Raw genomic sequence first — 21,301 nt, 5'->3', positions numbered from 1 at the left:
GACCGGTCGTCCCGCCGGCCAGTCATGCCTTACCAGGTGCTGTCCGACAACAGCACGCGGACCAGCAGTAGCCAGCCATCGATCGAGACGAACATCAGGACCTTGATCGGCAGCGAAATGATCACTGGCGGCACCATCATCATGCCCAGCGACATCAGGATGCCGGCAATGATGATGTCGACCAGCAGAAACGGCAGGAACACGACAAAGCCGATCTGGAAAGCCAGCCTCAGCTCTCCGAGCAGAAAGGCCGGTGCCAGATGAACCAGCGCCGGCGATGCCGTTGCGGCATGCGGTTCCGTCTTGCCGGACAGCGCCAGCACCGCATCCAGATCCTGCTCGCGGGTGCGGGCCAGCATGTAGTCTTTCATGACCTCGCCCGCCCGTCCCAGTGCCTGCGCGGTATCGAGCTGTTGCGCCAGCAATGGCACGGCCACTTCGCGCTCCAGCCGGGCAAAGGTATCTCCCATGGACAGCAGGGTCAGAAAGGCGGCCAGCAGGATCAGCACGCCGTTGGGGGGCGTGTCAGGCATGCCCATCGCATGCCGCAGCATCGACAGGACAATGATGATGCGGGTAAAGCAGGTCATCACCAGCAGCAGCCCGGGAATCAGCACCATCAGTGCCAGCGCGACGGCAATCGCCACCGCGCGCGCACCGTTTTCACCGCCAAGCAGCAGCGGCAATGCCTCGCCGAGGCTGTCCTGCGCATGGCAGGGCAGCGCCTGGCACAGCAGCCAGAGGGGCAGCGATCTTATCCGCATCCGATCTCCGTCACGCCATGCTCGTGTTCGACGATGATCATCTCGCGCGTCCGGTAGCGGACCACGTACAGGGTTGCCTTGCCTGACAGGCGGTAACGGTGGGTAATGGTCAGTGCCTGCCCCGCACCGGCCGGCAAGCGCTGCTGGCGTCGCCTGAACCAGCACACCGCAGCCCCTGCCAGCAGCAGCCCCGACAGAATCAGGTACGGCCCCTGCTGGTCCGGCATCATGCCTGCAGCCGGAACCCGCCCGGCAGACGGCTCACCGAAGCACGGCCCGGCCAGGACGGCGCACGGCAGCACCAGCCCGACCCGCTCAGGGCCGCAGTGACGAGAGGGTTTCAACCTGGACTCCCAGAAAGTCATTCACCACCACCAGCCGTCCGCGGGCGACCACCGTGCCATTGAGCAGCATGTCGACCGATCCGTCCGGCTGGCTGTCCAGCGTCACCACCTCTCCCGCCTTCAACCCGCCCAGCGCGGACAGGCTCAGGCGCACCGACCCGACCCGCGCATCCAGATCCACCTTCAGATCCCCCAGCAGCCCCAGCCGGCCGGCCAGCAGCGACTCTCCGCTGCCGGCGTCCGACTCCAGCTCCATCAGTACGGAGCGACGAATGTCCTTGTTCATCTGGCCTCTTGTCGTAATGGTAGAAATTTGACTGCCAGCCGGTCGTGCTTGCGGCCCAGCAGCCCCTGCCCGACGACCCCGCCTCCCGCCAGCCGGATGTCGAACGGATCGTCGACCCGGTGATCGAGCCGCAATATGTCGCCCGCACTGGCCGTCATCAGTTCCTCGACCGAAAACGAGGCCGAGCGGGCGGTCACTTCCAGCACCACCGGATTCGCCAGCCGGGCCTGGCTCAACAGCAGTGGCGGCAACACGTCGCTTGCCGGCTGCCTGGCCGGCAGATGGCTGGCAACGCAGGCAGCCGGCAACAGCACGTCAAGCGAGTGCCCTGCCCGGTCGATCGTCAACAGCACGGCCCCGGACCGATCCTGAACGTCGGCAATCGCCAGGCGGTCCGGGGTAACGGCCAGTCCACGGCACAGGGCCTGCAGCGCGGCGCCCAGCGTCGCGTCGACCAGCCAGTTGCCTGCAGGCAACGCCGCCACCGCGCAGCCGAAACACTGCCATGCCAGCCACACACCGGCGGGGTCATCAGGGGCGTGCAGGGTCCCGGCGTGGCCCTGTCCGGTGAAGGGATGGAACACGGCCGGGCTTTCGCGTTCGCCCCGGCCGACGGCCCGGGCAGCAAGCGCGAATTCACCGGGCATACCTGCCCACGCGTCACCCCACGCCTGCAGCGGCGTTTCCAGCGACCGTTCCAGCAGACGCAACTCGGACCCGGCATACAGCCGATAGTCCTGTACGCCGCTCACCGACGCCCCCGTATTTCCAGTGCCTGCTGCAGCATTTCATTGGCCGCCGCCACCAGCTGCGACGCGGCCTGATAACCGCGCTGGCTGACGATCAGCTCGCTGAATTCGGTCGCCAGCTCGACGTTGGACATTTCCAGCATCCCGCCGGCGATGCGGCCAAACACGTCCCCGGCCGGTGCGCCAATACGGGCTGGCGGCGCCCCGGCCGACAGCCAGGCTCCGGCGCCGGCACGCAGCAGCTGCTGTGCGGGGCGCTCGAACCAGGCCAGCGCAAGCTGCCCTCCATCCGCGGTCTGGCCATTCGTGTAATGGGCCTGCACCCGCCCCCGGGCATCAACCGTCATCCGGGTCAGGCTGCCCGGCGGGTAACCGTCCTGCTGTTCCAGTTTCAGCGTCGATGTCGAGCCACCGGACAGGTGAGTGACGCCGGACAAGGTCCCGGGGCGACCAAAGTCGAGGCGAACCCGCGATACGCCGCCGCTGGCGGCCGTCAGCGCAATGGACAGTTCGCCGGAGCCGGCCAGCGGCGAACCGGCGGCATCGAAGCGCAGATCACCACCGCCCGATGCATGACCGGTGGCGCCCTCGCTGATATCCAGCCGCCACTGACCCGGCGGCATCGCGCCATCCCGCCGGAAATGAAGGGTCAGCTCGCGCCGGGCCCCGGCATGATCATGGACCGGCACCTCGATGCGATGGCTTGATGCATCGGTCGACAGATTGCCGCTGAAGCGCAGCAGCCCGGTCGGTCTGCCGGCCCGGACACGCAACCCGGCCAGTGACAGGTCGACCAGCCGGCCGTGCACATCCAGGCCCTGCACCTGTGAACGGTCGGTACGCCGGATCAGCCGCCCGTCACGATCGACATCCAGCTCGCCGGTCCGGAAGTAATGTGACTCGCCGCGCAGCCGCGACACCAGGAAACCGTCCCCCTCCACCGCCACATCAAGCGGGTTGGCAGTCGCCCGCAGCTCGCCCTGACCAAAGTGGCTCTCGACGGCAGCAATCCGGACGCCGCCGCCGCTGACGCCCATGTCCCGGCGTGACATCAGTTCGGCATAGCCCAGCGTGGTCTTCTTGTAGCCCGGCGAGTTCAGATTGGCGATGTTGTGGCCGATATTCGCCAGCCCGCGCTGAAAACTCCGCAGCCCGCTAAGCCCGGTATGAATCGTGGTCAGCATTGGCGTTACCTCACCACGGTAATCCGTGACAGGGACAGACCGCTCAGCCACTCGCCCTCGACAGTCTTCACCGTCAGCGCGGGGCGGCCGGCGGCGAACGACAGGGTCGTGACCTGCCCGGTCAGCGTGCCCGAGGCCTGCGACACTTCCACCGTCCGGCCAATCAGCCCCAGCGACTGCTGCGCCGACTGGAACGCCAGCAGGGTATCCAGCCTGTCATTGGACTGACGGCTTTGCTCCAGCGCCGAGAACTGCGCCATCTGCGCCATGAACCGGGTGCTGTCCATGGGCTTCATCGGGTCCTGAAAGGTCAGCTGGGTGGAAAGAATGCGCAGGAAATCCGCCTGGGTCAGCCCACGCACCGGTCCGGCACTGTCGGTCGGCACCAGGCCCAGTCCATCACTTGTCATCAGCAGTTGCTCCATGGTTTGCCGTCACGCCAGCCACGCCACGCGACCCTGAATGTCGATATCACCGGGCACGGTTGTCGTGCCCCGCACCCGCTCCAGCCTTACCCCGTTGACCACCACCCCGACCAGTTCGATGCCATCCCGGCGCAGGGCATCACCAAGCGCGTCGGCAACAGCCATGGCGCTGGCGCCATCCAGCCGGCTGTCCCTGACCCAGGCCCGCGCGGCCCCGTCGTGGACAAATACCGTGACCTGAAACGGGCGGAAGACGGAATGAAACCGTCGGGTCGCGCCCCCGCCGCCACAGCGGCCCGCCCCGTCAACCAGCAATGCCCCGCAGCCGTGGGCCCGTGCCGGGCATTCGCCAGCGGCGGGCAGCACCAGCGGCCGGCCGCTGGCCGCCGCCCCGCCTGCGGCAACCCCGACCTGCCGGATCGTGCCGGGCGGAAGAGCCCGGTCGGGGGGCCCTGCCGGCAGTTTGCGCAGGCCGGGTCGCTCATCCCCCACCGACAATGCATGCCTCTGGTCTGTACGGGCTTCGGGCAGCAATCCGGCAGCAGTGCGACTGGTCGAGCCAACCGACCGGCAGCGGGTCGCCGCAGCCAGCTCGGCGTCAAAACGCTGTGCCCACTGCCTGCCGGCCAGCCGCGATGACGCCGTGCCGTATCGGCTGACGGGCAAGGGCGAAGGCCGGTCCGGCGTGACATCAATCATCGGCTCCCCCCTTTCCGTCGCCAGATCTCCAGCGCGGCATCATCCTGGCATCGATAGCCGGCGCGGCATTTCCGCCAGTGCGCCTGTGCCAGAAACCGGTCCCGGTGCATCTCGAACCGACGTTGCTGCCGGTGTGCGTCGAAAGCGGCCCCGGAGGCCTCCACCAGCCGGCCTTCCGCCTCGGCCAGCAGGGACTGACACTGCCGCCATGCCTGCCAGCGCTCTGTCACAAAGCGCCGGGCCGATGCCTGGATACCCCCCGGCCCGGCCCACGCCGCTTCGCAGTCGCGGATCTCCGCCTGCAGTGCAGCCGACTGCCGCTGCAGAGCCTCCACGCAGGCCCTGGCTTGCGCCAGGGCGACACCCGCCTGCTGACGAGCAACCCGGCAGCGGATCAGGCAACCGTCGAACGGATAGCCCGTCAGACTCATGGCCGGCCTCCGTCCAGCGCGGCGCCCAGCGCCGCCAGCGCCGTATCCCGGGCGCAGACCTCGCCGGTCACCTGCTGCAGAAAACGATCCAGGGCCGGCCGGACCCGGATCGCGGCATCCAGCGCCGGCTGACTGCCTTCGCGATAGGCCCCCAGTGCCAGCACGTCCTGATTCAGCGCCAGCAGGCCCAGTGCCTGCCGGCAAGCGCACATCAGCGCCTGCGCGCCGTCATCCACCAGACCGGATGCCAGCCGGCTGACGCTGGCAAGCACGTCAATGGCCGGATAGTGCCCGCGCTGCGCCAGCTCGCGCGACAGCACGATGTGACCATCGGCAATGCCGCGCACACTGTCCGCAATCGGGTCATCGACATCGTCGCCCTCGACCAGCACCGTAAACAGACCGGTCATCGATCCGCCCCCCACCCAGGCACCGCAGCGCTCCAGCAGGCACGCCAGCGACGAGAAGACTGACGGCGTATAGCCGCGCGACGTCGCCGGCTCGCCGGTGGCCAGTCCGATTTCGCGCCGGGCCATCGCGTAGCGGGTCAGCGAGTCGACAATCAGCAGCACCGCCTGGCCACTGTCGCTGAAGAACTCGCCGATGGTCATCGCGGTCAGGGCAGCCGCCTCGCGCACCAGCGCCGGCTCGTCGGCCGTTGCCACCACCATCACCACATTGCGCATGCCGTCCGCACCCGGGCGGTTTTCAACGAACTCGAGCACTTCTCGCCCGCGCTCGCCAATCAATGCAACGACGATCACATCGGCCACGCAATGGCGGGACAGCATGCCGAGCAGCGTGCTCTTGCCGACCCCGCTGCCGGCCATGATCGCCATCCGCTGTCCGTAACCCAGTGTCAGCAGGGCATCAATGGCGCGGACCCGGGTTTCCAGGACGGTGTCGATGCCCCGGCGGGCCAGCGGACCGGCAGGCCGGCGGCGTATCGGACGGCGCTCGCCACCAGCGATATCGCCCTTGCCGTCCAGCGGCTGGCAGAACGCATCAACCACCCGGCCCAGCAGGGCTGGCCCCAGGTCGACCGACAGCGGCCGGTCGCAGGCGGTCACCCGGCTGCCGGCACGGAGGCCACCGGTCTCTCCGTATGGCAGCAACAGCAAGCGGACCCCATCCAGTCCGACCACCTCGGCCGGCAATGTCCGCCCCGGCAGGCCGATCTGGCAGAGATCACCGACACCGGCGCAGGCAGGCCCGGTTGCCTCGACCAGCAACCCGACCTGACGAACGACATGACCGACATGTTCGGTCAGACGGGCGGCCGCCACACGTTCGAGCAGAAGCGTCGAGACATCCGTCATGCCGCCCTCCCCGCCAGTGCCATGCCAAGACGAGCGAGCTGGACCGTCCACTGCGCATCGATATCGCCGCGCGCGGTGCCAATCACGCATCCTCCCCCGGTCACGCCGGGATCGGCCTGCAGGCCAAGGCGCGGCTGATCGGCCAGCATCGGTCCAAGCGCCCGCTGCAGCACGTCCAGATCCGCCGGATGCAGGTGAAGCACGCAGTCCTCGTCGCGACCAACCTGCGCCAGCGCCTCGCAAACACTCGCGCGAACAAATTCCGTCGACACCGACAGCGAGCCGACCAGCCTGACCAGAGCCGCCATGACCACGGGTACGGCCAGTGCCTCGACCCGGTCCCATGCCTGCTGCTGTTGCCCGGGCAGCGCGGCCAGCAAGTCCTGCAGCCGCGCCCGCAACGGCGCCCCCTCCCGTTCCCCGTCCAGTTCGCCCTGGAGGAAACCGGCCCGGTAGCCATCATGGAACGCCAGTTGCCGTGCTGCCTCGGCCTGCGCTTCGGTGCGGCGTACCGCCAGTTCGACAGGGTCCGGAGCCGGTGGTCCCGCCGGCTCCGACCGGTCGTGCAGGGACACGGTATCGTGCGCGGAACCGGCCCGGCGCATGCCGACCACAGCCCCGGCGTCCTGCGCAAGCGGGTAACGGATCAGCTGTCCCATGTCAGCCCCTCCGCCGCCACGGCCACCATGCTTGCCGCCTGCCTTCCGGCGGCGACGCGGCGAGCGGGTGTCGTCCGACCTCGTCAACCAGCGACTGCAGCAGGAAATGGTCGAGGGCCGGCGCCCCCCGGCCGGGCAAGGCAGTCCAGCTTGCAGCCAGCGGGTCGGGTCGGGCCGCCGCCGCGGTCCCGTCCGATGCGCGATACTGCAGTACCAGCTGGCGGAGTCCCGTGCCCAGCACCGCCCCCAGTCGCGGCCACAGTGCTTCCGGTGCCAGGGCCAGACGTGCCGCCAGAGCCGGCAGCCGTTGCGCCAGCCAGATCCGCTCCTGTCCCGGCGTGAGCGCGGCATCGACAACCTGCGCCAGCGCCGGCAGGGACTGGCCCTTCAGGTCGCCCAGCACGGCATCCAGCCGCAGCCTCTCGTCAGGCGTAAGTTGCCCGGCCAGCCAGGCGCGGTCTCCGGACGACAAGGCCGAAACGGCCAGCGCAGCCCGCAGTGGTCGTGTCTCCGCGGTCTGATTCATGACGCGGTTTTCCCTTCATCGCCCACTGACAGCCAGCGTCGTACCTGTGTCAGCAGGCGCGCGCGTTCATGCTCGCTCAGCGACACCGGAGGCAGACGGTGCCTGGCACGCCGTCGCCATAGCGACACCAGCACGCAGGCCACGACCGGCAGCAGCAAGACCGGCAGCCACAGCGGCGCAGGCGGCGGGATGTCGTGTGGTACGGCCGCCGGCTCATCATGCCCGGCCGGAAGCGCCAGTGCCGTCCCGGCCTGGGTGAAGGCAATGCCATCACCCCGGTCCGTATCCAGCCCGACCGCAAGGCTGATGACGTCGCGCAGACGTGCGAGTCCGTCATCCGGCAGCGCTTCCCGCAGTACCACTCCCACACCGATACGGCGAATGGCCCCACTGCCAAGCACCGTCTGCCGGACTTCGCGTCCGGCAAGGTATTCGGCCTCGATGCTGTCACTCGACCGGGAGGCGCCGGCACTTGCTCCATCCGGCCCGGGGACGGGATTGTCTCCGGCCAGCCGGCGCTCGCGCTTGCGCACCAGCACGCCACGGCCGCCGCCATCGGCGGCAGTGCCCAGGACCGACTCGCGCGTCAGCCGGACAGCGGACGGGTCCAGCGCCACGTCGACAGCGACCGTCGCCCGCTCCGGCCCCAGCGTGGCATCCAGAATCCCGGCCGCCTTTTGCGCCAGATGGGTTTCGATATCCTTTTTCCATTGCAGACGCACATCCTCGGCAACCACGCCGTCGTCATCGCTGGCCCGCAACGACAGCGCCACGCCCCGGTGATCGAGCACGGTGACCGCCGACGGCGACAGGGCCGGAACCGCGGAAGCCACCAGGCGCTGGATGCCTGATACCTGCTCGCGCTGCAGTGCCCGGCCCTCGGTCAGCGTGACCCAGACCGACGCCTTGGCACCCGGTCCGCGCCGGCGCAGTGCGCTGCTGTCTGTCAGCGCCAGGTGAACGCGGGCACGACGCACCTCGTCAAAACCCATCACGGTCCGGGCCAGTTCCCCCTGCAAGGCACGCAGGTAATTGATCTTCTGAGAAAACTCGGTCATTCCGTATTCGGTCTGGCTGAACAACTCCAGCCCGACCGTCCCTTTCAGATCCAGCCCGTCACCCAGCAGCTTCATTCGCATCGGGTACAGCACGTCACGATCCACCAGCACGCTGCGTCCCTGATCCGCAAGCTGGTAAGGCACCTTGCGTTTCTCCAGCGCCTCAACCACCGCCGACGCGTCAGCGGGCTCCAGCTCGGTAAACAGCACCTGAAAGTCGGGGCGGGTCATCCACCAGAACAGCGCGGCAAGCAGTACCGCCCCCCCGGCCACGTAGAGCGCCAGCCGTATCGCACCCTGCCCGTGCAAAGAGAAAAAACCGGTCATCGTCATCCCCTGTTTTCGTTGCGACGCGATTCCTGTGCGTCAGACCTGCATGCGCATGACTTCCTGATAGGCATCCAGCAAGCGGTTGCGTACCTGCATCAGCAACTCGAACTGCATGCGCACGGCTTCCATTTCCAGCATGACCCGGTGCAGGTTGCCTCCTTCCCCGCTGGCCATCCTCGACAGCAGGCCGGCGGCCCGATGCTCGGACTGTTCCAGCCGGGCCAGTGCCCGTTCAAATCCGCCTGTCGGCGCCATGCCTTGCCGTACCGCGCCCGGACCGGCCACAGCGGCCCCGCCTGTCACACCCGCGACGGACTCCATCAGCGCCCCCCGATATCCAGCGCCCGGAGCGCCATCGTCCGTGCCGCATTGAATGCGACGACATTGGCTTCGTAGGCGCGGGTCGCCAGTGTCAGCACAAACATTTCATCCAGTGTCCGGATACCCGGATAGGCGACAAAGCCATGCCCATCCGCCAGCGGGTGGCCCGGATCGAGAACCTGCCGGGGACCGCGATCCGCCGATTCGACAACCTGCCCCCGCACCAAACCGGCCGCCATGCCTTGACGCTCAGCCTGCAGCAGCCACCCGAATGCCAGGCCGTCCGCGCGGGCCACCACCCGCAGTGGCCCGCGCGGCGTGACGCCAGCAGCCAGTGGCACATTGGCCCGGGCAATATTTCGCGCGGCCGTTTCGGCCCTGAGCTGTTCGATCCGCATCCCGCTCTCGCTGATTGCCATTGATTGCCATACCCCCATCAACGTCTCCCGTCCGAAATCGCCAGTTGCAGCATGGCCAGTTGCCGGTTCACCCCCTTCAGCAACGCCTGGTAACGCAGCACGGTGTCGCTGAGCAGCGCCACCTGCTGGTTCAGTCCCCCTTCGCCAGGACCGGCCTTGCGAATCCGGACCACGCCATCGCCCCGGTCCGCGCCCTGTGCGTCGCGCAGTGCCTGCTCGAAATCCACCTGCAGCGCCACGTGTCCCGGGGTGTCCCGGTGGGCCAGATTGCGGGCGATCACCTGCTGGCGCAGTGCCAGGCCATCAAGGGCCGTCATCACCACATTCATGTGTTCCTCCCCCGGTCATTGAACGAGCAGCTCGGCATGCAGCGCCCCCGCCGCGCGAATGGCCTGCAGCACGGCGATCACGTCACGGGGGCTGGCCTGAATCCGGTTCAGTGCCATCACCAGGTCGGCGATCGTCGACTTGCCAGGCAGCGTCACGCCGGCGGTCTGTCGTTCGTCGACGGCAATCCGGGTACGGGGCACGATGATGGCGTCCACAGGCCGCCGGAACGGAAAGGCATCGCCTGTCACCGGCGACGCCTGGTAGTCGCTGGAGATGGAAACCTTCAGTTCACCATGCATGACCGTGACCGGAGACAGCATCACGTTGCCACCCGCGACCACCGTGCCGGTTCGCTCGTTCACCACCACACGCGCGCGCTCGTCGGGTTCGACCTCGATGCCCTCGATGCGGGACAGCAGGGCCATGACGGCTGCCTGCGCCCGCGCCTCAACCCGGACCTGCACCCGGTTTGCACCGACAGCGGTCGCCGGATTCCCGCCAATCCCCCGGTTGATTGCCGCGGCAATGCGGTTCGAGGTGGTGAAATCCGGCGTGTTCAGCAGCAGGAACACCCCCTCGTCGCTGACGATGCTGGCTGGTACGGCACGCTCGACGATGCCGCCTCCGGCAACACGGCCGACCGTGGGGTGATTTTTCTGCACGACATTGCCGTTGCCGTCATAGCGATAGCCCCCGACCGATACCGACCCCTGCGCCAGCGAGTACACCTGGCCGTCACTGCCCTTCAGCGCCGTCAGCAACAGCGTGCCGCCAACCAGACTGCGTGCGTCACCGATGGCCGTCACCGTCACGTCCATCCGGTTGCCCGGCTCGGTCAGTGGCGGCAACGTGGCTGCCACCATGACGGCTGCGACATTGCGGCTGCTGATCTGCCCGCTGACCAGCCGGACGTCGAACTGATTGAGCAGATTGGCCAGGGTCTGCCGGGTCATCTGGCTGCGCGACGAATCCCCGCTGCCCGCCAGTCCGGTCACCAGTCCGAATCCGATCAGCGGGTTGTCCCGCCAGCCATCGAAACGCGCAAGATCCTTGATGCGCTGCCCCGCCACCGCCCCGCCGCAGGCCAACACCAGCGACAGGACGCAAGTGGTCATGAAACAACGACCGCGCGGCAGCCGGTTCATCGCCCGGCTTCCAGCCGGCCGGCACCGGTCACCCGGGCACGCACGGGGCCGGTACCCTGCAATGGCCGGACAAGTACGCTTTCCCCCGGGCCGGCATCGGCCAGCGCCCGGCCCGGCACGGCAACAGCCACGGCACCGCTGACGGCCTGCAGCCAGACCCGGTCGTGCCGGCGAACCAGAGGCACCGGCATCGTGTCCGCCGTGCCCAGCAGCAGTCCGGCCGGCAGAGTCCGCCTGGCGGCAAGCCCGGCGACGCCGGATAACGGGGGTCGCGAAATGCGCCAGCCAGTCGTATTGACCCGCCATGGTTCGGTATTGGTCTGGCTCAGCGCCTCCCCGCGCGGAATTTCGCGGAGAGTCCGGTATGCCGTCCGCCAGCAGTTGACGGCAAAGACCACGGTCGCGCGGTGATGCAGCGTTTCACCATCCAGCACATCAACCCGAACCGACTGCCGCCGGCGGCTCCCCGGCCCGGTCAGCTGGACCCGCAATTCGTGACCGGCAGGCAGCGCACCGCCGGATGTGCCCGGGTAGCGCAGCAGGCGGGTACGGTGGTGTTCGCATTGAGAGGTCAACGTGGCGGCCAGGGCCTCTCGCGCAGCGTCCGGCAGTGTTGTACCGGCCCCCTGGGACGGGACGGCAAGGACCGGTGCGATCGCGCACAGCAGGCCGTGGAGTCGGGGCAACGATGTACGCACGTCAGCCTCGCCGCAGGTTGTTGCTGATGGCCAGCATGTCATCCGAAGCCTGGATGATCTTTGCATTGGCCTCGAAGGCACGCTGCGCCAGCATCAGGCTGACAGCTCATCCGCCATGCGCACATTGGCCCCCTCAAGGAAACGCTGTGCCAGCGTGCCCCGCCCATCCTCGCCCGGACGTGCAAACCAGGGTTCGCCGGACAGCGACGTCGCGGCATGCAGGTTCTCGCCCAGCGGACGAAGTGCCTCCATGCCATTGAACAGCGCCAGCTCGATCCGCCCGACCTCGACCGGTGCCGCCTCGCCGGCCAGGTGCACCGACACGGTACCGTCCCGTTCAATCCGGAACGCCTCCGCACCGGACGGAACCATGATCGGCGGCTGCAATGGCAGCCCGTTGCCCAGGGCCAGCAGACCGTCCGCATTGACCCGCAGTGATCCGCCCCGGCTGTAGGCAGCGCTGCCATCCGCCTGCAATACCTCGATCAGGCCTGCGCCATCAATGGCCACATCGAATGCTGAATCGGTACTGCGCAGATCGCCCTGGCTGAACACCGTGTCGACCGCACCGACGCGCGCTCCGGACCCGACATGAACGCCCGCAGCCCCCGGCAGGGCATGGGACAGACCACGATCGCGATAAACCAGATCACTGAATGCCACCCGGGCCCGCTTGAACGTCGGGGTGTTCATGTTGGCCAGATTGTTGGCGATGGTTTCCAGCCCCGTCTGCTGGGCAGCCATGCCGGTCGAGCCGATATACAGTGCATCCATCATTGGAAACGCTCCGTTCAGAATTCGCCCAGTGTGCGCAGGGTCCGGTCATGCAGGGCATCCAGCCCGTGCAGCACTTTTTGCAGGGACTCGAAATGCCGGGTCGTCGCGACCAGCGCCACCATTTCGGTGCTGGCATTCACGTTCGACATTTCCAGAAATCCCTGCCGGAACCGCCCTTGTCCCTCATGGCCCACCTCATCCACCCCGCCGTGAAACCGGTACAGCCCATTGCCGACCGCTTCCAGCCGCGTGTCAGGCGCAGGCTGTACCTGCCGGAGCCGCCCGACCCGGCGTTCCCCCTGAAAAAGCGCGCCCGAAGCGTCAATCCGGAATGCGCCCGCCTGCAGCAGCAGTGCCCCTTCTTCCCCGGCGACCGGCAGCCCGGAACCGGCAAAAACCAGCCGTCCCTGGTCGTCGCGCTGCAACATACCGCCCCGACTCAGCAGGGCTTGTCCCTCGACAGCCAGGAAGCCGCGCCCCTCCATCGCCACATCCAGCGGCGAACCGGTCCGGCTCAATGCGCCCTGGCGCCGGTCCGGCTGCAGCAACGGTTCCCCGGAGCCGCCAGCCATGCTGAATACCCGCTTGAAACCGGCGGTCGAGACATTGGCCACGTTGTGCGCAATGGCACCGACCCGATCCATGTCGGCCCGCATGGCCGCCAGCAACACGCTGCCCAACTCATCCATGTCGATCTCCATCAGCACGACACGACAGCAAACGATTTCAGATTCACCCCTGACGGCACCTCGGTCATCGCCAGTACATGCAGGTGGGGAAGCATCCGTTCCGCCAGCCGGCGAACCTGGACCCGACACTCCGGCGCACACAGCAGCACCGGCATCCGGTTCGACCCCGCCATGCGTTCGGACTGGCCGATCAGTTGCTGGATCAGCCGTTCAGCAAAACGCGGGTCCAGCGAAATCGCCCCCGCCTGCCCGTCCTCCACCTGCCGCAGGCCGTCGTACAGCGTCTGCTCGACCGCGACATCGAGCGTCATGACATTCAGCGTGCCATCCGGATCAAGCAGTCCCTCACAGATCGCATTGCCAAGCCGCTGCCGTACCCTGGCCGTCAGTGCATCCACATCATGGCTGTCCCGCGCAGCATCGGTCAGTACCTCAAGAATCAGCGGCAGCGGCCGGATCGAGACCTTCTCCCGCAGCAGAGACTGCAATACCCGCTGCACGTCTCCTGCTGACAGCACGGTCGGCAGCAGTTCGTTGACCAGCGCCGGCTGTGACTTGCGGACATGCTCCAGCAGCCGTTCGGTTTCTTCACGGGTCAGCAGCTCTGCGGCGTAGCGCCGGACCAGCTCGGTAAAGTGGGTCATGAACACCGTGGCTGCATCCACCACTGTGTAGTTGAGCCCTCTTGCCCGTTCCCGCTGTGCATCGTCGATCCAGAATGCCGGCAGGCGATAGGCCGGATCCGTCGTTGCCTCTCCCTCCAGCGCAGGCCGGTCGCCACCGGGGTGAATGGCCAGCCATTTGCCGACCCTCAGCCGCCCTTCTCCCACCCTGCTGCCACACAGGACGATCCGGTAGCCGGTGCCGGACAGGCTTCTGTCATCGCTGACGCGAACGGCAGGCAGTATCAGCCCCAGATCCAGTGCCAGTTGCCGGCGCAGCAGACCGATGCGCTCCAGCAGCAGCGCGCCGTTCTCACCCATCAGCGGCACCAGATCCGCCCCCAGCCCGACAGACAGCGTGTCAACCTGCATGGCGTCGTACAGCGCATCGGCCTCCGCCGGCCGGGTCACCGCTGTCTCTGCGGGGACCGGCGCAGTCCCCGTCCGGATGCGCTTCAGGCACAGCGCCAGCCCCAGCAGCGTCAGGGCCAGCAGGCAGGTCAGCGTCCCGGGGAAGCCCGGCAGCCAGGCCAGCAGCAGCAAGGCAACCCCCACCATGATCATGATGTCCGGATAGGCCGAGAACTGGGTCGCCACTTCCCGGCTCAGCCGGTCGTCGGATGACGAACGGGTGATGATGATGCCGGTCCCCACGGCAATCACCAGCGCCGGAACCTGGGTGACGATGCCGTCACCGATGGTCAGCAGGGAATAGGTCTGCAGTGACGCCTGCCATGACAGCCCATGCTGGGCAACGCCGATGGCAAAGCCCCCGACCAGATTGATCAGCAGGATGACGATGCCGGCGATGGCATCCCCCTTGACGAACTTGCTTGCCCCGTCCATCGCGCCATAGAAGCCCGCTTCCTGCTCTATCGTCTTGCGCCGGCGCTGCGCGGTCTCCTGATCGATAAAGCCCATGTTCAGGTCCGCATCGATGCTCATCTGCTGACCCGGCATGCTGTCCAGCGTGAAGCGCGCCGCCACTTCGGCCACACGCTGGGCACCACTGGTCACGACCACGTACTGCACGACGACCAGAATCAGGAACACGATGATGCCAATCACGTAGTTGCCTCCGACCACATAGGCACCAATGGCGGCAATCACGCGGCCAGCCTCGCCATCAGTCAGGATCAGCCGGGTAGCCGCCACATTCAGCGCCAACCGGAACAGTGTCGCGATCAGCAATACCGAGGGGAAAGTGGAAAACTCGACCGGCTTTCCCACATGGAAGGTCAGCAACAGCACAAACAGCGCCAGACTCAGGTTGAGCAGCAGCAAGCCATCCAGCAGCCAGGAGGGAATCGGCGCGAACAGCACGCACAGGATGCCGACCGTCAGCATGACGATCCACACGTCCGGGCTGTTCCCGAGCAGACGGACTAGCTTGTCCATCGTTGACGCACCCCCGGCACCGGCACATTGCCGGCCTTGATCCGGAATGCCCATATCAGGGCCTTGGCCACATCCTCGAAATGCTGCTCCGGAATATTCTGGCCGGCCTCAGCATCCTTGTAGAGTTTTTGCGCCAGTACCCGGTTTTCCATGATCGGCACCTGATGATGGTGCGCAATTTCCTTCATCCTTTCCGCCAGCTCACCCTCACCCTTGGCCAGCAGCAATGGCACTGCCATTTCGTCCTTCTTGTAGCGGATGGCCAGTGCCAGATGCTGGGGGTTGACCAGCAGGACATCCGCGTCCTTGACGCGTGAGACGGAACGGATCTTGTTCATGAATAGCAGCCTGATTTCGCGCAACCTGGATTTGATTCGCGGGTCGCCATCTCGCCGTTTGATTTCCTCGCGCAATTCCCTTTTTGACATGCGCAATTTGCTCATGACGGAACGACGGACCCACCCCCAATCGACGATGGCAAATACGAGCATCGCCAGAAACAGGCGTTGCAGCACCAGAATCAGCCCTGCCCCCGCCTCCTTGCCCGCCCTGCCCGCTGCCATGACCGGCAATGGCAGCCAGCCCGGCAACAACGTCGACAGCGCGTGATACAACACAGCCGAAAAAACCAGAAACCTGACCACCGACTTGCCTGCCTCGAACAACACGCGGCGGTTGAACAAGCGTTTGAAGCCATTAGCGGGGCTCAGCCGACTGAAATCCGGCTTCAGTGGCGCCGCCGTCCATTTCATGCCGACCTGCAACATCCCGGCAGCAAGACTGACGAGCAATAACGCGATCCAGAGCGGCGCCAGTACCAGCACGGCACGCCAGGCGACGGCAGCACTCCATGCGGCAAGTTGCTGCGGCCCGCTGGCTTCAGCCCGACCCGGCAACCACATTTCCCGCCACAGCGCCGCCAGATCCGCATGCAGGGAGGCACCACCCATCACCAGGATCGCAAGCAGCGTCCCGACGGCGGCAGCAGCATAAACATCCGGGCTCCACGCCACCGTGCCCTGTTTGCGCGCCTCACGCCGCTTGTGCGGTGTGGCTTCTTCCGACCGGTCCTGTTCCTGCATCCTTGTGCCTGCGGTTCAGTCATGCGGCCACATCGACCAGTAATGCAGGATGGACGTGAACCAGCGCTCGAAAAAACGCCCCAGTTGCGGCAGCAGCACGGCAAGAAACAACAACCCGGCCGCCACCTTTACGGGAATCGACACCAGAAACGCGTTGAATTGCGGCATCGAGCGAGAAATCAGCGCCATACCCACATCCAGCAAAAACAATCCGATCATGACGGGTGCCGCCAAAGCAACGCCCAGCGCGAAAACCAGCCCGGACTGTTTGACTGCTGCCAGCAGCGATGCATGAGGCACCGCACTCCCCAGCGGGAAATCCACCAGTAGCAGCACAAAAAAACGCAACAATACATATTGACCGCCGGTAGCATGCAGATACGCTACTGCCAGCAGAGTCAATAACCAGCTACTCAATGCCGTGGACTGTCGTACAAGTGGATTAAGCACACCCGCCAGACCAAATCCCATTTGTGTATCCATCACTCGCCCGGCAAGGGATAACGCAGCAAACGCCACCTGAATTCCATATGCCAGCAAGCAGCCGGACAGTAATGCCGATCCGGCCTGCAAAACCACCATCACCATGCCAGCGGGTACGGGAATCCATGGAGAAACCTGGCCGGCCATAAGCCCGGACAAACCGATAACCAGCAAACTTTTTACCGCACCCGGTACAACACCAACACCCAGCAGTGGCGTAAGAAACAAAACCGGTGCCAGTCTGAGCGACAGCAAAAAAACCGTATACAGCCAGGCCAGGCCATCCGGCACGGCTAGGAATGAAACAGCAAGGGAATCTGGCCAATCAGGGTGGTTGCATAGGCAAGCAGTGTTTTCAGCATCCATGGCCCCATCAGCCATATCACGGCGGCGACCGTGAGGATTTTCGGCACAAAGGCCAATGATGCATCCTGTATCTGGGTAATGACCTGAACCAGGCTGACGGCAACGCCCACTCCAACCGTAGCCAGCAGAACCGGGCCTGCCAGCAATAACGCATGCCACAGCATCTGGGTACCCAGTCGCAAAGCCATTTCGTCGGTCATTCTGTTTGCCTGCCTGTCAGAATCTCAGTTGTCACCATCATCGGCTGTGTGCAAACCAATTTCCATCAGAAGGATCCTATTTTTCAAAAAAATTGTGAATGGGGCGTCTCTGCTGTCAGCCGGCATGCTCCGGAGAGCAGGCCGACGCGCCGGTTCTGTCGGGCATGACAAGGCCGCCGCCATTTCCCCGCTATTCGATTGGGCTGCAGCGGAAAACCTGACGGCCAGCGCCGTTGTCGAAAGGTTTCGCCGCGATCCGGCCCCAGTTCGGCCGCAGGCCATGAAGGAGTGACTGGGTTCCGCCCGAGGCCATGCTATTGAGGGTTCCACTCAGCAATGAGCTGCCGGAGTCCTGCGGCATGCAGGCCCTTGCCGACGCTGTGGCCAAGCACCGCACCCGCACCGGCTGCAGCGACGGCGGTCCAGTTGAAGTGACCGATGCCCAGTACGCTTGAGGCGCCCTGGGTCAGCGCACTGCCGGCCATGGCACTGGCGCCCCATTCTCCGACGGCCGCATCAAATAAATTTATATATTAGCACTCGAAAAAATACGAACGCCACCGACACTAAAAGCGAAGCATTTTTTGATAGCGAATCATAAAATTTAGATATGGTTTTCGTCACAAACAATAATTATTATTAACTAAGCACCACGCACCTCTTAAAGAAGCATAAATATACATCACTTAATATTCATTAATTCCCCTTCAAAACATTGAAGAAGACGAGCTCCTTTTATATCATCTCCATTCCTGTAGGCAGACAATGATGCATCCAAAATGTTCTGCAACCCAATCAGAAAATCGCCATCCCCAATTTTGTTTTTTACAAATTGCATTCCAACTTGGATTTCTTCAAAAGATTTATCAAGAGTCAATTGCTCATTTGAACTTAAAAAATCCTCTTCCGGGAAATTATCTGGTGCACAAACTATTACAAGTGACAGAAAATCAAGCAGACCATCAAAACTATTAACCCACATTTTATAGCACCTTATTAATTAACAGCAATAACCAAAAGACTATAAGAGCCACCTAACTCAACAGGGCGTACAATCGTAATATACGAACCTTCTGAAAATTTGTAAAAATCAGAAATTTGGCGAGTTGCTTGCCATTTATACCCAATGGTTCCGTCCATAATAAAATTAGCATCTGGAATGCGCACATCTGGTATTCGATAAGCTCCACTACCAGATGGATCTCGCAGCCATCTATTTAACTGAACAGCCTGCCCTATTCCTTCCGAAATTTCTTCACTCCTCAACCATCTTTCCATACGAGCCCGAGCGATCGCGTCAGTACGTTGTCCTATAATAATTTCCTGAGACATACCATCCCGGATATTAAGCCTACCACGCTCTACTGCACGCAATGTTGCTATGTAAGCTTCATCTGTATGACGTTGATAGCGAAGATATACTTCAGTTGCCAATTCGTTTGCTGAGCTGAACTTTCCATATTTTCCTGTTTTATTTGGAATGCTCTCTCCCACCCCTCCAGCATAGCCAAGGCTTCCTTTCCCCCCCACCCTAGCAGCAACCCGCCCCCCCACATACCCGGCCGCAGCCCCACCCATTGCCCGGCCGATCTGCTCCGCATTCAGTTCACCGGGGTGAGCCAGATAGTACATTCCGACAGCAAACTGCCGTGGAATCCCCGCGATGGCATCCATCGTGCCGCGTACCAGTTCCACATTGCGTGCGGCTGCGCCCCTGTCGTCTATCAGCCCGCCACTGGCTCTGGATGCCATGAAATACATTTGATCCGACAGGATCTGTCCTGTGCCAATCAATGCATCCTTCAGCGCTTCGCTGTAGGCATCCCGCGCTCGCTGCATGGCTCCCGGTTCGTCGCCCGGAGGCAGCCGCGATGCCGTCACCACGATCTCATCCAGCATCGCTTCGCCATTCAGCGAGACGTCAGCCCCCCGCTCCAGCGACTGCACCTCGGCAATGGCCACCTGCCGCCTGCGCTCCTGCTGGCGCCAGGCGGTTTCCGCTCGTGCCTGCCGTCCGCCATCGTCCCGATAGCCGACGGCGTCGTTCTGGCCGGCCACTTCCCGCCGGATCGCTTGTGGCTGCCGCTGTTGCTGTTGTTCCCGGTCCCGTTCGACGGCCGAACCCACCACCTGATGGCCGACGTTGTTGCCGAACGATTCCGCCGCGATCCGGCCCCAGTTCGGCCGCACACCATGGACAAGGGACTGGGCTCCGCCCGAGGCCATGCTCTTGAGGGTGCCGCTCAGCAACGACTGCCGGAGTCCTGCGGCATGCAGGCCCTTGCCGACGCTGTGGCCAAGCACCGCTGGCGAACAGCCCACACACAGAGTGCTAGACTACCTGATCCTCCATAAATTTCGACGACTGGCAGCTTTTTCAATTTGAAGCTGGCACGCTCATAAAAAATTATCCAGCCAGTTGAGACCAGTATGTCAAATCTGCTCCACCAACATCCTTCATGATAGTTTTAGCAAAAGCGCATCTATTGCCCACTTCATTACGGCGTAGCATCGTGGTACCGACACCTCTCAAGTAAAAATCAAAATTACTGGCTATTTTTTTCGCACACTGCCAGCCAAGCTCAAAATCTGCCGCCAAAATGTTCCCTGTTTTTATATTTAATATAATAACGTAAGGGTCCGAATTGGCAATAACAAATAAATCTTTAGGCCGCCCCCCTCTCCCCCACCACGCCATTTCAACATTAAGCTGAAAAAGTTCCTTCAGATAATCACCACCATTGCAAAAAACAACCGGACCAATCGTAAGGTTCCCAAAATCAATTTTTTTTATCAAGCATCTAAAATTATCCGGAAAAGAAATTTTATTTTCATTTTCAAAAATACCCAACACATCCTCTGAAACCCCCCCATCAATTAAACGAAGTCCTGCTACCATAGGTTCAAGCGGGATAAATTCCTGATCTAGGCCTTTCCTGATTTCTTCAACTGTCAACAAAGCCATTTCATTCCCTCCCACATATGCCACAGGCCACCAGAGCCAATATGCGTTTTCCCTGGAACTGGAATTGTATATTGCCCAAAATTTACGTGATGGTGAATCAACACATCACCCATAAATCCCCCATGCTCTGGAAAAGCGTCAATCCATGCTTTATCAATTCGTGGTGAAACTTTGAATCGATTATAATTTTCAATAAAATACTTATTGCCCTGGCTAATCGACGCTGGATTTTTATCAATCCAATGCCATCAGAACTCTCCTGCATCACGCGGGAATCCATGTGAGTTATAACCAATTGGATTTTTGAATACTAGTGAATCGACAGAAAACTGTGGATCAGGCCGTCCAGGCATTTTTGGGTTGTAACGAATCACATATGGAGCATCCTTAGCAAACTCTCCACCTGCAGCTCGCCCAGTACCGCTCTCGAATATATCAGTTTTCCTCAGCCCTCCAACCCCTTTTATCGCCCCCCCTACAAAAACTGCTCCCACTTCCAGCCCGGTTCTTACTCGCAACGCTCCAGCATCGAAGTGGCGTCCCGCAGCTTCATAGGCAGCAATCTGTCTATGTCGCTCCATATGGCCCTCAATGAGCCCCAGAGGGTCGGACAGCACCTGCTCCATGGCTTGCTTTCTTTGCTTCTGTCGGGCCCAGACTTGCTGCGCAATCCGGGTATGGTGCGACGTCCCCCCGGATTTGAGTAGCACGCTGGTCTAGAGTCCAATCCTAGTGGTGAGGGAGATTGGGCATGAAAAAACGGTATACAGAAGAGCAGATCATTGGGTTCCTGCGTGAAGCGGAGGCAGGTCTGCCGGTGAAGGAGCTGTGCCGGCTGCATGGCTTCTCGGAAGCAAGCTTCTACCTGTGGCGCAGCAAATTTGGCGGAATGAATGTATCTGACGCCAAGCGTCTGAAGGAGTTGGAGGCTGAAAACGCGCGCCTCAAGCGCATGCTGGCGAATGCCTTGCTGGAAAATGAGGTCACCAAAG

At 63.3% G+C, this 21,301-nt stretch carries 30 protein-coding genes; 1 reads left to right on the top strand and 29 read right to left on the bottom strand.

Features of this window, described 5'->3' with window-relative positions; translation table 11 throughout:
- Positions 1–29: 29 nt before the first annotated feature.
- The 29 genes from Q352_RS0109215 to Q352_RS23330 all read right to left on the bottom strand — a co-directional run bounded on the left by Q352_RS0109215 (position 30) and on the right by Q352_RS23330 (position 20,935).
- A complete protein-coding gene (locus tag Q352_RS0109215) occupies positions 30–764 on the bottom strand; it encodes a flagellar type III secretion system pore protein FliP (RefSeq protein WP_051528816.1) in 735 nt (244 codons plus the stop codon).
- Positions 755–1,108 (bottom strand): hypothetical protein, encoded by a 354-nt coding sequence (locus Q352_RS0109210; RefSeq protein ID WP_156952514.1) that lies wholly within the window; start codon positions 1,106–1,108, stop codon positions 755–757. Before Q352_RS0109210 ends, Q352_RS0109215 begins: the two co-directional genes overlap by 10 nt.
- Positions 1,080–1,394 carry a FliM/FliN family flagellar motor switch protein gene (locus tag Q352_RS20465; protein ID WP_051528815.1) on the bottom strand — a complete coding sequence of 105 codons (315 nt, stop codon included), beginning with the start codon at positions 1,392–1,394 and terminating at the stop codon, positions 1,080–1,082. Before Q352_RS20465 ends, Q352_RS0109210 begins: the two co-directional genes overlap by 29 nt.
- Positions 1,391–2,146 (bottom strand): FliM/FliN family flagellar motor switch protein, encoded by a 756-nt coding sequence (locus Q352_RS0109200; RefSeq protein ID WP_028499093.1) that lies wholly within the window; start codon positions 2,144–2,146, stop codon positions 1,391–1,393. The genes Q352_RS20465 and Q352_RS0109200 overlap by 4 nt, the downstream gene beginning before the upstream one ends.
- Positions 2,143–3,327: a flagellar hook-basal body complex protein gene (locus tag Q352_RS0109195; protein ID WP_028499092.1), complete on the bottom strand. Its 1,185-nt coding sequence runs from the start codon at positions 3,325–3,327 to the stop codon at positions 2,143–2,145. Before Q352_RS0109195 ends, Q352_RS0109200 begins: the two co-directional genes overlap by 4 nt.
- Before the next feature lie 5 nt (positions 3,328–3,332).
- Entirely contained in the window at positions 3,333–3,737 is a 405-nt protein-coding gene (locus Q352_RS0109190) for a flagellar hook assembly protein FlgD (protein WP_028499091.1), read from the bottom strand.
- A 24-nt stretch (positions 3,738–3,761) separates the two neighbouring features.
- Positions 3,762–4,418: a hypothetical protein gene (locus tag Q352_RS0109185; protein ID WP_211249612.1), complete on the bottom strand. Its 657-nt coding sequence runs from the start codon at positions 4,416–4,418 to the stop codon at positions 3,762–3,764.
- A gap of 29 nt (positions 4,419–4,447) precedes the next feature.
- The gene (locus tag Q352_RS0109180; protein ID WP_028499089.1) at positions 4,448–4,882 is read right to left on the bottom strand and encodes a hypothetical protein; all 435 of its coding nucleotides are present in this window, start codon (positions 4,880–4,882) and stop codon (positions 4,448–4,450) included.
- Positions 4,879–6,201 (bottom strand): FliI/YscN family ATPase, encoded by a 1,323-nt coding sequence (locus Q352_RS20460; RefSeq protein WP_036385843.1) that lies wholly within the window; start codon positions 6,199–6,201, stop codon positions 4,879–4,881. The genes Q352_RS0109180 and Q352_RS20460 overlap by 4 nt, the downstream gene beginning before the upstream one ends.
- Positions 6,198–6,860, bottom strand: coding sequence for a FliH/SctL family protein (locus tag Q352_RS0109170; protein ID WP_028499088.1), 663 nt, complete (start codon positions 6,858–6,860; stop codon positions 6,198–6,200). The genes Q352_RS20460 and Q352_RS0109170 overlap by 4 nt, the downstream gene beginning before the upstream one ends.
- A 1-nt stretch (position 6,861) precedes the next feature.
- Entirely contained in the window at positions 6,862–7,386 is a 525-nt protein-coding gene (locus Q352_RS23730; protein WP_028499087.1) for a hypothetical protein, read from the bottom strand.
- On the bottom strand, positions 7,383–8,771 hold the full coding sequence (fliF, locus tag Q352_RS20455; RefSeq protein WP_169735642.1) for a flagellar basal-body MS-ring/collar protein FliF: 1,389 nt from the start codon (positions 8,769–8,771) through the stop codon (positions 7,383–7,385). The genes Q352_RS23730 and fliF overlap by 4 nt, the downstream gene beginning before the upstream one ends.
- Before the next feature lie 39 nt (positions 8,772–8,810).
- Positions 8,811–9,029, bottom strand: a complete 219-nt coding sequence (gene fliE, locus Q352_RS20450; RefSeq protein WP_051528813.1) for a flagellar hook-basal body complex protein FliE — start codon at positions 9,027–9,029, stop codon at positions 8,811–8,813.
- A 65-nt stretch (positions 9,030–9,094) separates the two neighbouring features.
- Complete coding sequence (locus Q352_RS0109150) at positions 9,095–9,514, bottom strand: flagellar basal body rod protein FlgC (RefSeq protein ID WP_051528812.1); 420 nt, start codon at positions 9,512–9,514, stop codon at positions 9,095–9,097.
- Between the two features lie 17 nt (positions 9,515–9,531).
- Positions 9,532–9,831, bottom strand: coding sequence for a flagellar basal body rod protein FlgB (locus Q352_RS20445; RefSeq protein WP_156952512.1), 300 nt, complete (start codon positions 9,829–9,831; stop codon positions 9,532–9,534).
- Positions 9,832–9,858: 27 nt separating this feature from the next.
- Positions 9,859–10,959, bottom strand: a complete 1,101-nt coding sequence (locus Q352_RS0109140; RefSeq protein ID WP_051528834.1) for a flagellar basal body P-ring protein FlgI — start codon at positions 10,957–10,959, stop codon at positions 9,859–9,861.
- Positions 10,960–10,985: 26 nt separating this feature from the next.
- Positions 10,986–11,687: a flagellar basal body P-ring formation chaperone FlgA gene (gene flgA / locus Q352_RS22275; RefSeq protein ID WP_169735641.1), complete on the bottom strand. Its 702-nt coding sequence runs from the start codon at positions 11,685–11,687 to the stop codon at positions 10,986–10,988.
- 1 nt (position 11,688) lies between these two features.
- Complete coding sequence (locus Q352_RS22810) at positions 11,689–11,781, bottom strand: flagellar basal body rod C-terminal domain-containing protein (RefSeq protein ID WP_084300013.1); 93 nt, start codon at positions 11,779–11,781, stop codon at positions 11,689–11,691.
- A complete protein-coding gene (locus Q352_RS20435; RefSeq protein ID WP_051528810.1) occupies positions 11,781–12,464 on the bottom strand; it encodes a flagellar hook-basal body protein in 684 nt (227 codons plus the stop codon). Before Q352_RS20435 ends, Q352_RS22810 begins: the two co-directional genes overlap by 1 nt.
- 14 nt (positions 12,465–12,478) lie before the next feature.
- Positions 12,479–13,153 (bottom strand): flagellar hook-basal body protein, encoded by a 675-nt coding sequence (locus Q352_RS20430; protein ID WP_169735640.1) that lies wholly within the window; start codon positions 13,151–13,153, stop codon positions 12,479–12,481.
- Positions 13,154–13,164: 11 nt separating this feature from the next.
- Entirely contained in the window at positions 13,165–15,213 is a 2,049-nt protein-coding gene (locus tag Q352_RS0109120) for a flagellar biosynthesis protein FlhA (RefSeq protein WP_028499084.1), read from the bottom strand.
- Positions 15,201–16,295 carry an EscU/YscU/HrcU family type III secretion system export apparatus switch protein gene (locus Q352_RS0109115; protein ID WP_028499083.1) on the bottom strand — a complete coding sequence of 365 codons (1,095 nt, stop codon included), beginning with the start codon at positions 16,293–16,295 and terminating at the stop codon, positions 15,201–15,203. Before Q352_RS0109115 ends, Q352_RS0109120 begins: the two co-directional genes overlap by 13 nt.
- Before the next feature lie 15 nt (positions 16,296–16,310).
- Positions 16,311–17,144, bottom strand: a complete 834-nt coding sequence (locus Q352_RS0109110) for a flagellar biosynthetic protein FliR (RefSeq protein WP_169735639.1) — start codon at positions 17,142–17,144, stop codon at positions 16,311–16,313.
- Entirely contained in the window at positions 17,072–17,344 is a 273-nt protein-coding gene (locus Q352_RS0109105) for a flagellar biosynthetic protein FliQ (protein ID WP_028499081.1), read from the bottom strand. Before Q352_RS0109105 ends, Q352_RS0109110 begins: the two co-directional genes overlap by 73 nt.
- A gap of 682 nt (positions 17,345–18,026) precedes the next feature.
- Positions 18,027–18,326, bottom strand: coding sequence for a hypothetical protein (locus tag Q352_RS23345; RefSeq protein ID WP_146745146.1), 300 nt, complete (start codon positions 18,324–18,326; stop codon positions 18,027–18,029).
- Positions 18,327–18,340: 14 nt separating this feature from the next.
- Positions 18,341–19,594, bottom strand: coding sequence for a hypothetical protein (locus tag Q352_RS23340; protein ID WP_156952511.1), 1,254 nt, complete (start codon positions 19,592–19,594; stop codon positions 18,341–18,343).
- 157 nt (positions 19,595–19,751) lie between these two features.
- A complete protein-coding gene (locus Q352_RS23335) occupies positions 19,752–20,309 on the bottom strand; it encodes an SMI1/KNR4 family protein (RefSeq protein ID WP_156952510.1) in 558 nt (185 codons plus the stop codon).
- Positions 20,297–20,548, bottom strand: coding sequence for a hypothetical protein (locus Q352_RS24435; protein ID WP_084300009.1), 252 nt, complete (start codon positions 20,546–20,548; stop codon positions 20,297–20,299). Before Q352_RS24435 ends, Q352_RS23335 begins: the two co-directional genes overlap by 13 nt.
- Positions 20,549–20,557: 9 nt before the next feature.
- Positions 20,558–20,935 (bottom strand): hypothetical protein, encoded by a 378-nt coding sequence (locus Q352_RS23330; RefSeq protein WP_156952509.1) that lies wholly within the window; start codon positions 20,933–20,935, stop codon positions 20,558–20,560.
- A 125-nt stretch (positions 20,936–21,060) separates the two neighbouring features.
- On the opposite strand from Q352_RS23330, the gene Q352_RS0109085 reads away from it, so the two are divergent.
- Positions 21,061–21,301 (top strand): transposase (locus Q352_RS0109085; protein ID WP_028499079.1); only part of this gene is annotated, 241 nt, incomplete at its 3' end.

Origin of the sequence: Microvirgula aerodenitrificans DSM 15089, assembly GCF_000620105.1 — a bacterium.
Taxonomy (GTDB): Bacteria; Pseudomonadota; Gammaproteobacteria; order Burkholderiales; family Aquaspirillaceae; genus Microvirgula; species Microvirgula aerodenitrificans.
This window is presented reverse-complemented; position numbering and strand designations above follow the sequence as displayed.

Excerpts from the sequence above, each read along its gene's own strand:
- Q352_RS0109215 (WP_051528816.1), bottom strand. The coding sequence starts at position 764 with ATGCGGATAAGATCGCTGCCCCTCTGGCTGCTGTGCCAGGCGCTGCCC.
- Q352_RS20465 (WP_051528815.1), bottom strand. The coding sequence starts at position 1,394 with ATGAACAAGGACATTCGTCGCTCCGTACTGATGGAGCTGGAGTCGGAC.
- Q352_RS0109195 (WP_028499092.1), bottom strand. The coding sequence starts at position 3,327 with ATGCTGACCACGATTCATACCGGGCTTAGCGGGCTGCGGAGTTTTCAG.
- Q352_RS0109190 (WP_028499091.1), bottom strand. The coding sequence starts at position 3,737 with ATGACAAGTGATGGACTGGGCCTGGTGCCGACCGACAGTGCCGGACCG.
- Q352_RS0109180 (WP_028499089.1), bottom strand. The coding sequence starts at position 4,882 with ATGAGTCTGACGGGCTATCCGTTCGACGGTTGCCTGATCCGCTGCCGG.
- Q352_RS20460 (WP_036385843.1), bottom strand. The coding sequence starts at position 6,201 with ATGACGGATGTCTCGACGCTTCTGCTCGAACGTGTGGCGGCCGCCCGT.
- Q352_RS0109170 (WP_028499088.1), bottom strand. The coding sequence starts at position 6,860 with ATGGGACAGCTGATCCGTTACCCGCTTGCGCAGGACGCCGGGGCTGTG.
- Q352_RS23730 (WP_028499087.1), bottom strand. The coding sequence starts at position 7,386 with ATGAATCAGACCGCGGAGACACGACCACTGCGGGCTGCGCTGGCCGTT.
- fliF (WP_169735642.1), bottom strand. The coding sequence starts at position 8,771 with ATGACCGGTTTTTTCTCTTTGCACGGGCAGGGTGCGATACGGCTGGCG.
- fliE (WP_051528813.1), bottom strand. The coding sequence starts at position 9,029 with ATGGCGCCGACAGGCGGATTTGAACGGGCACTGGCCCGGCTGGAACAG.
- Q352_RS0109150 (WP_051528812.1), bottom strand. The coding sequence starts at position 9,514 with ATGGCAATCAGCGAGAGCGGGATGCGGATCGAACAGCTCAGGGCCGAA.
- Q352_RS20445 (WP_156952512.1), bottom strand. The coding sequence starts at position 9,831 with ATGACGGCCCTTGATGGCCTGGCACTGCGCCAGCAGGTGATCGCCCGC.
- Q352_RS0109140 (WP_051528834.1), bottom strand. The coding sequence starts at position 10,959 with ATGACCACTTGCGTCCTGTCGCTGGTGTTGGCCTGCGGCGGGGCGGTG.
- Q352_RS22810 (WP_084300013.1), bottom strand. The coding sequence starts at position 11,781 with ATGCTGGCGCAGCGTGCCTTCGAGGCCAATGCAAAGATCATCCAGGCT.
- Q352_RS20435 (WP_051528810.1), bottom strand. The coding sequence starts at position 12,464 with ATGATGGATGCACTGTATATCGGCTCGACCGGCATGGCTGCCCAGCAG.
- Q352_RS20430 (WP_169735640.1), bottom strand. The coding sequence starts at position 13,153 with ATGGATGAGTTGGGCAGCGTGTTGCTGGCGGCCATGCGGGCCGACATG.
- Q352_RS0109120 (WP_028499084.1), bottom strand. The coding sequence starts at position 15,213 with ATGGACAAGCTAGTCCGTCTGCTCGGGAACAGCCCGGACGTGTGGATC.
- Q352_RS0109115 (WP_028499083.1), bottom strand. The coding sequence starts at position 16,295 with ATGCAGGAACAGGACCGGTCGGAAGAAGCCACACCGCACAAGCGGCGT.
- Q352_RS0109110 (WP_169735639.1), bottom strand. The coding sequence starts at position 17,144 with ATGGATGCTGAAAACACTGCTTGCCTATGCAACCACCCTGATTGGCCA.
- Q352_RS0109105 (WP_028499081.1), bottom strand. The coding sequence starts at position 17,344 with ATGACCGACGAAATGGCTTTGCGACTGGGTACCCAGATGCTGTGGCAT.
- Q352_RS23345 (WP_146745146.1), bottom strand. The coding sequence starts at position 18,326 with ATGTGGGTTAATAGTTTTGATGGTCTGCTTGATTTTCTGTCACTTGTA.
- Q352_RS23335 (WP_156952510.1), bottom strand. The coding sequence starts at position 20,309 with ATGGCTTTGTTGACAGTTGAAGAAATCAGGAAAGGCCTAGATCAGGAA.
- Q352_RS23330 (WP_156952509.1), bottom strand. The coding sequence starts at position 20,935 with ATGGAGCAGGTGCTGTCCGACCCTCTGGGGCTCATTGAGGGCCATATG.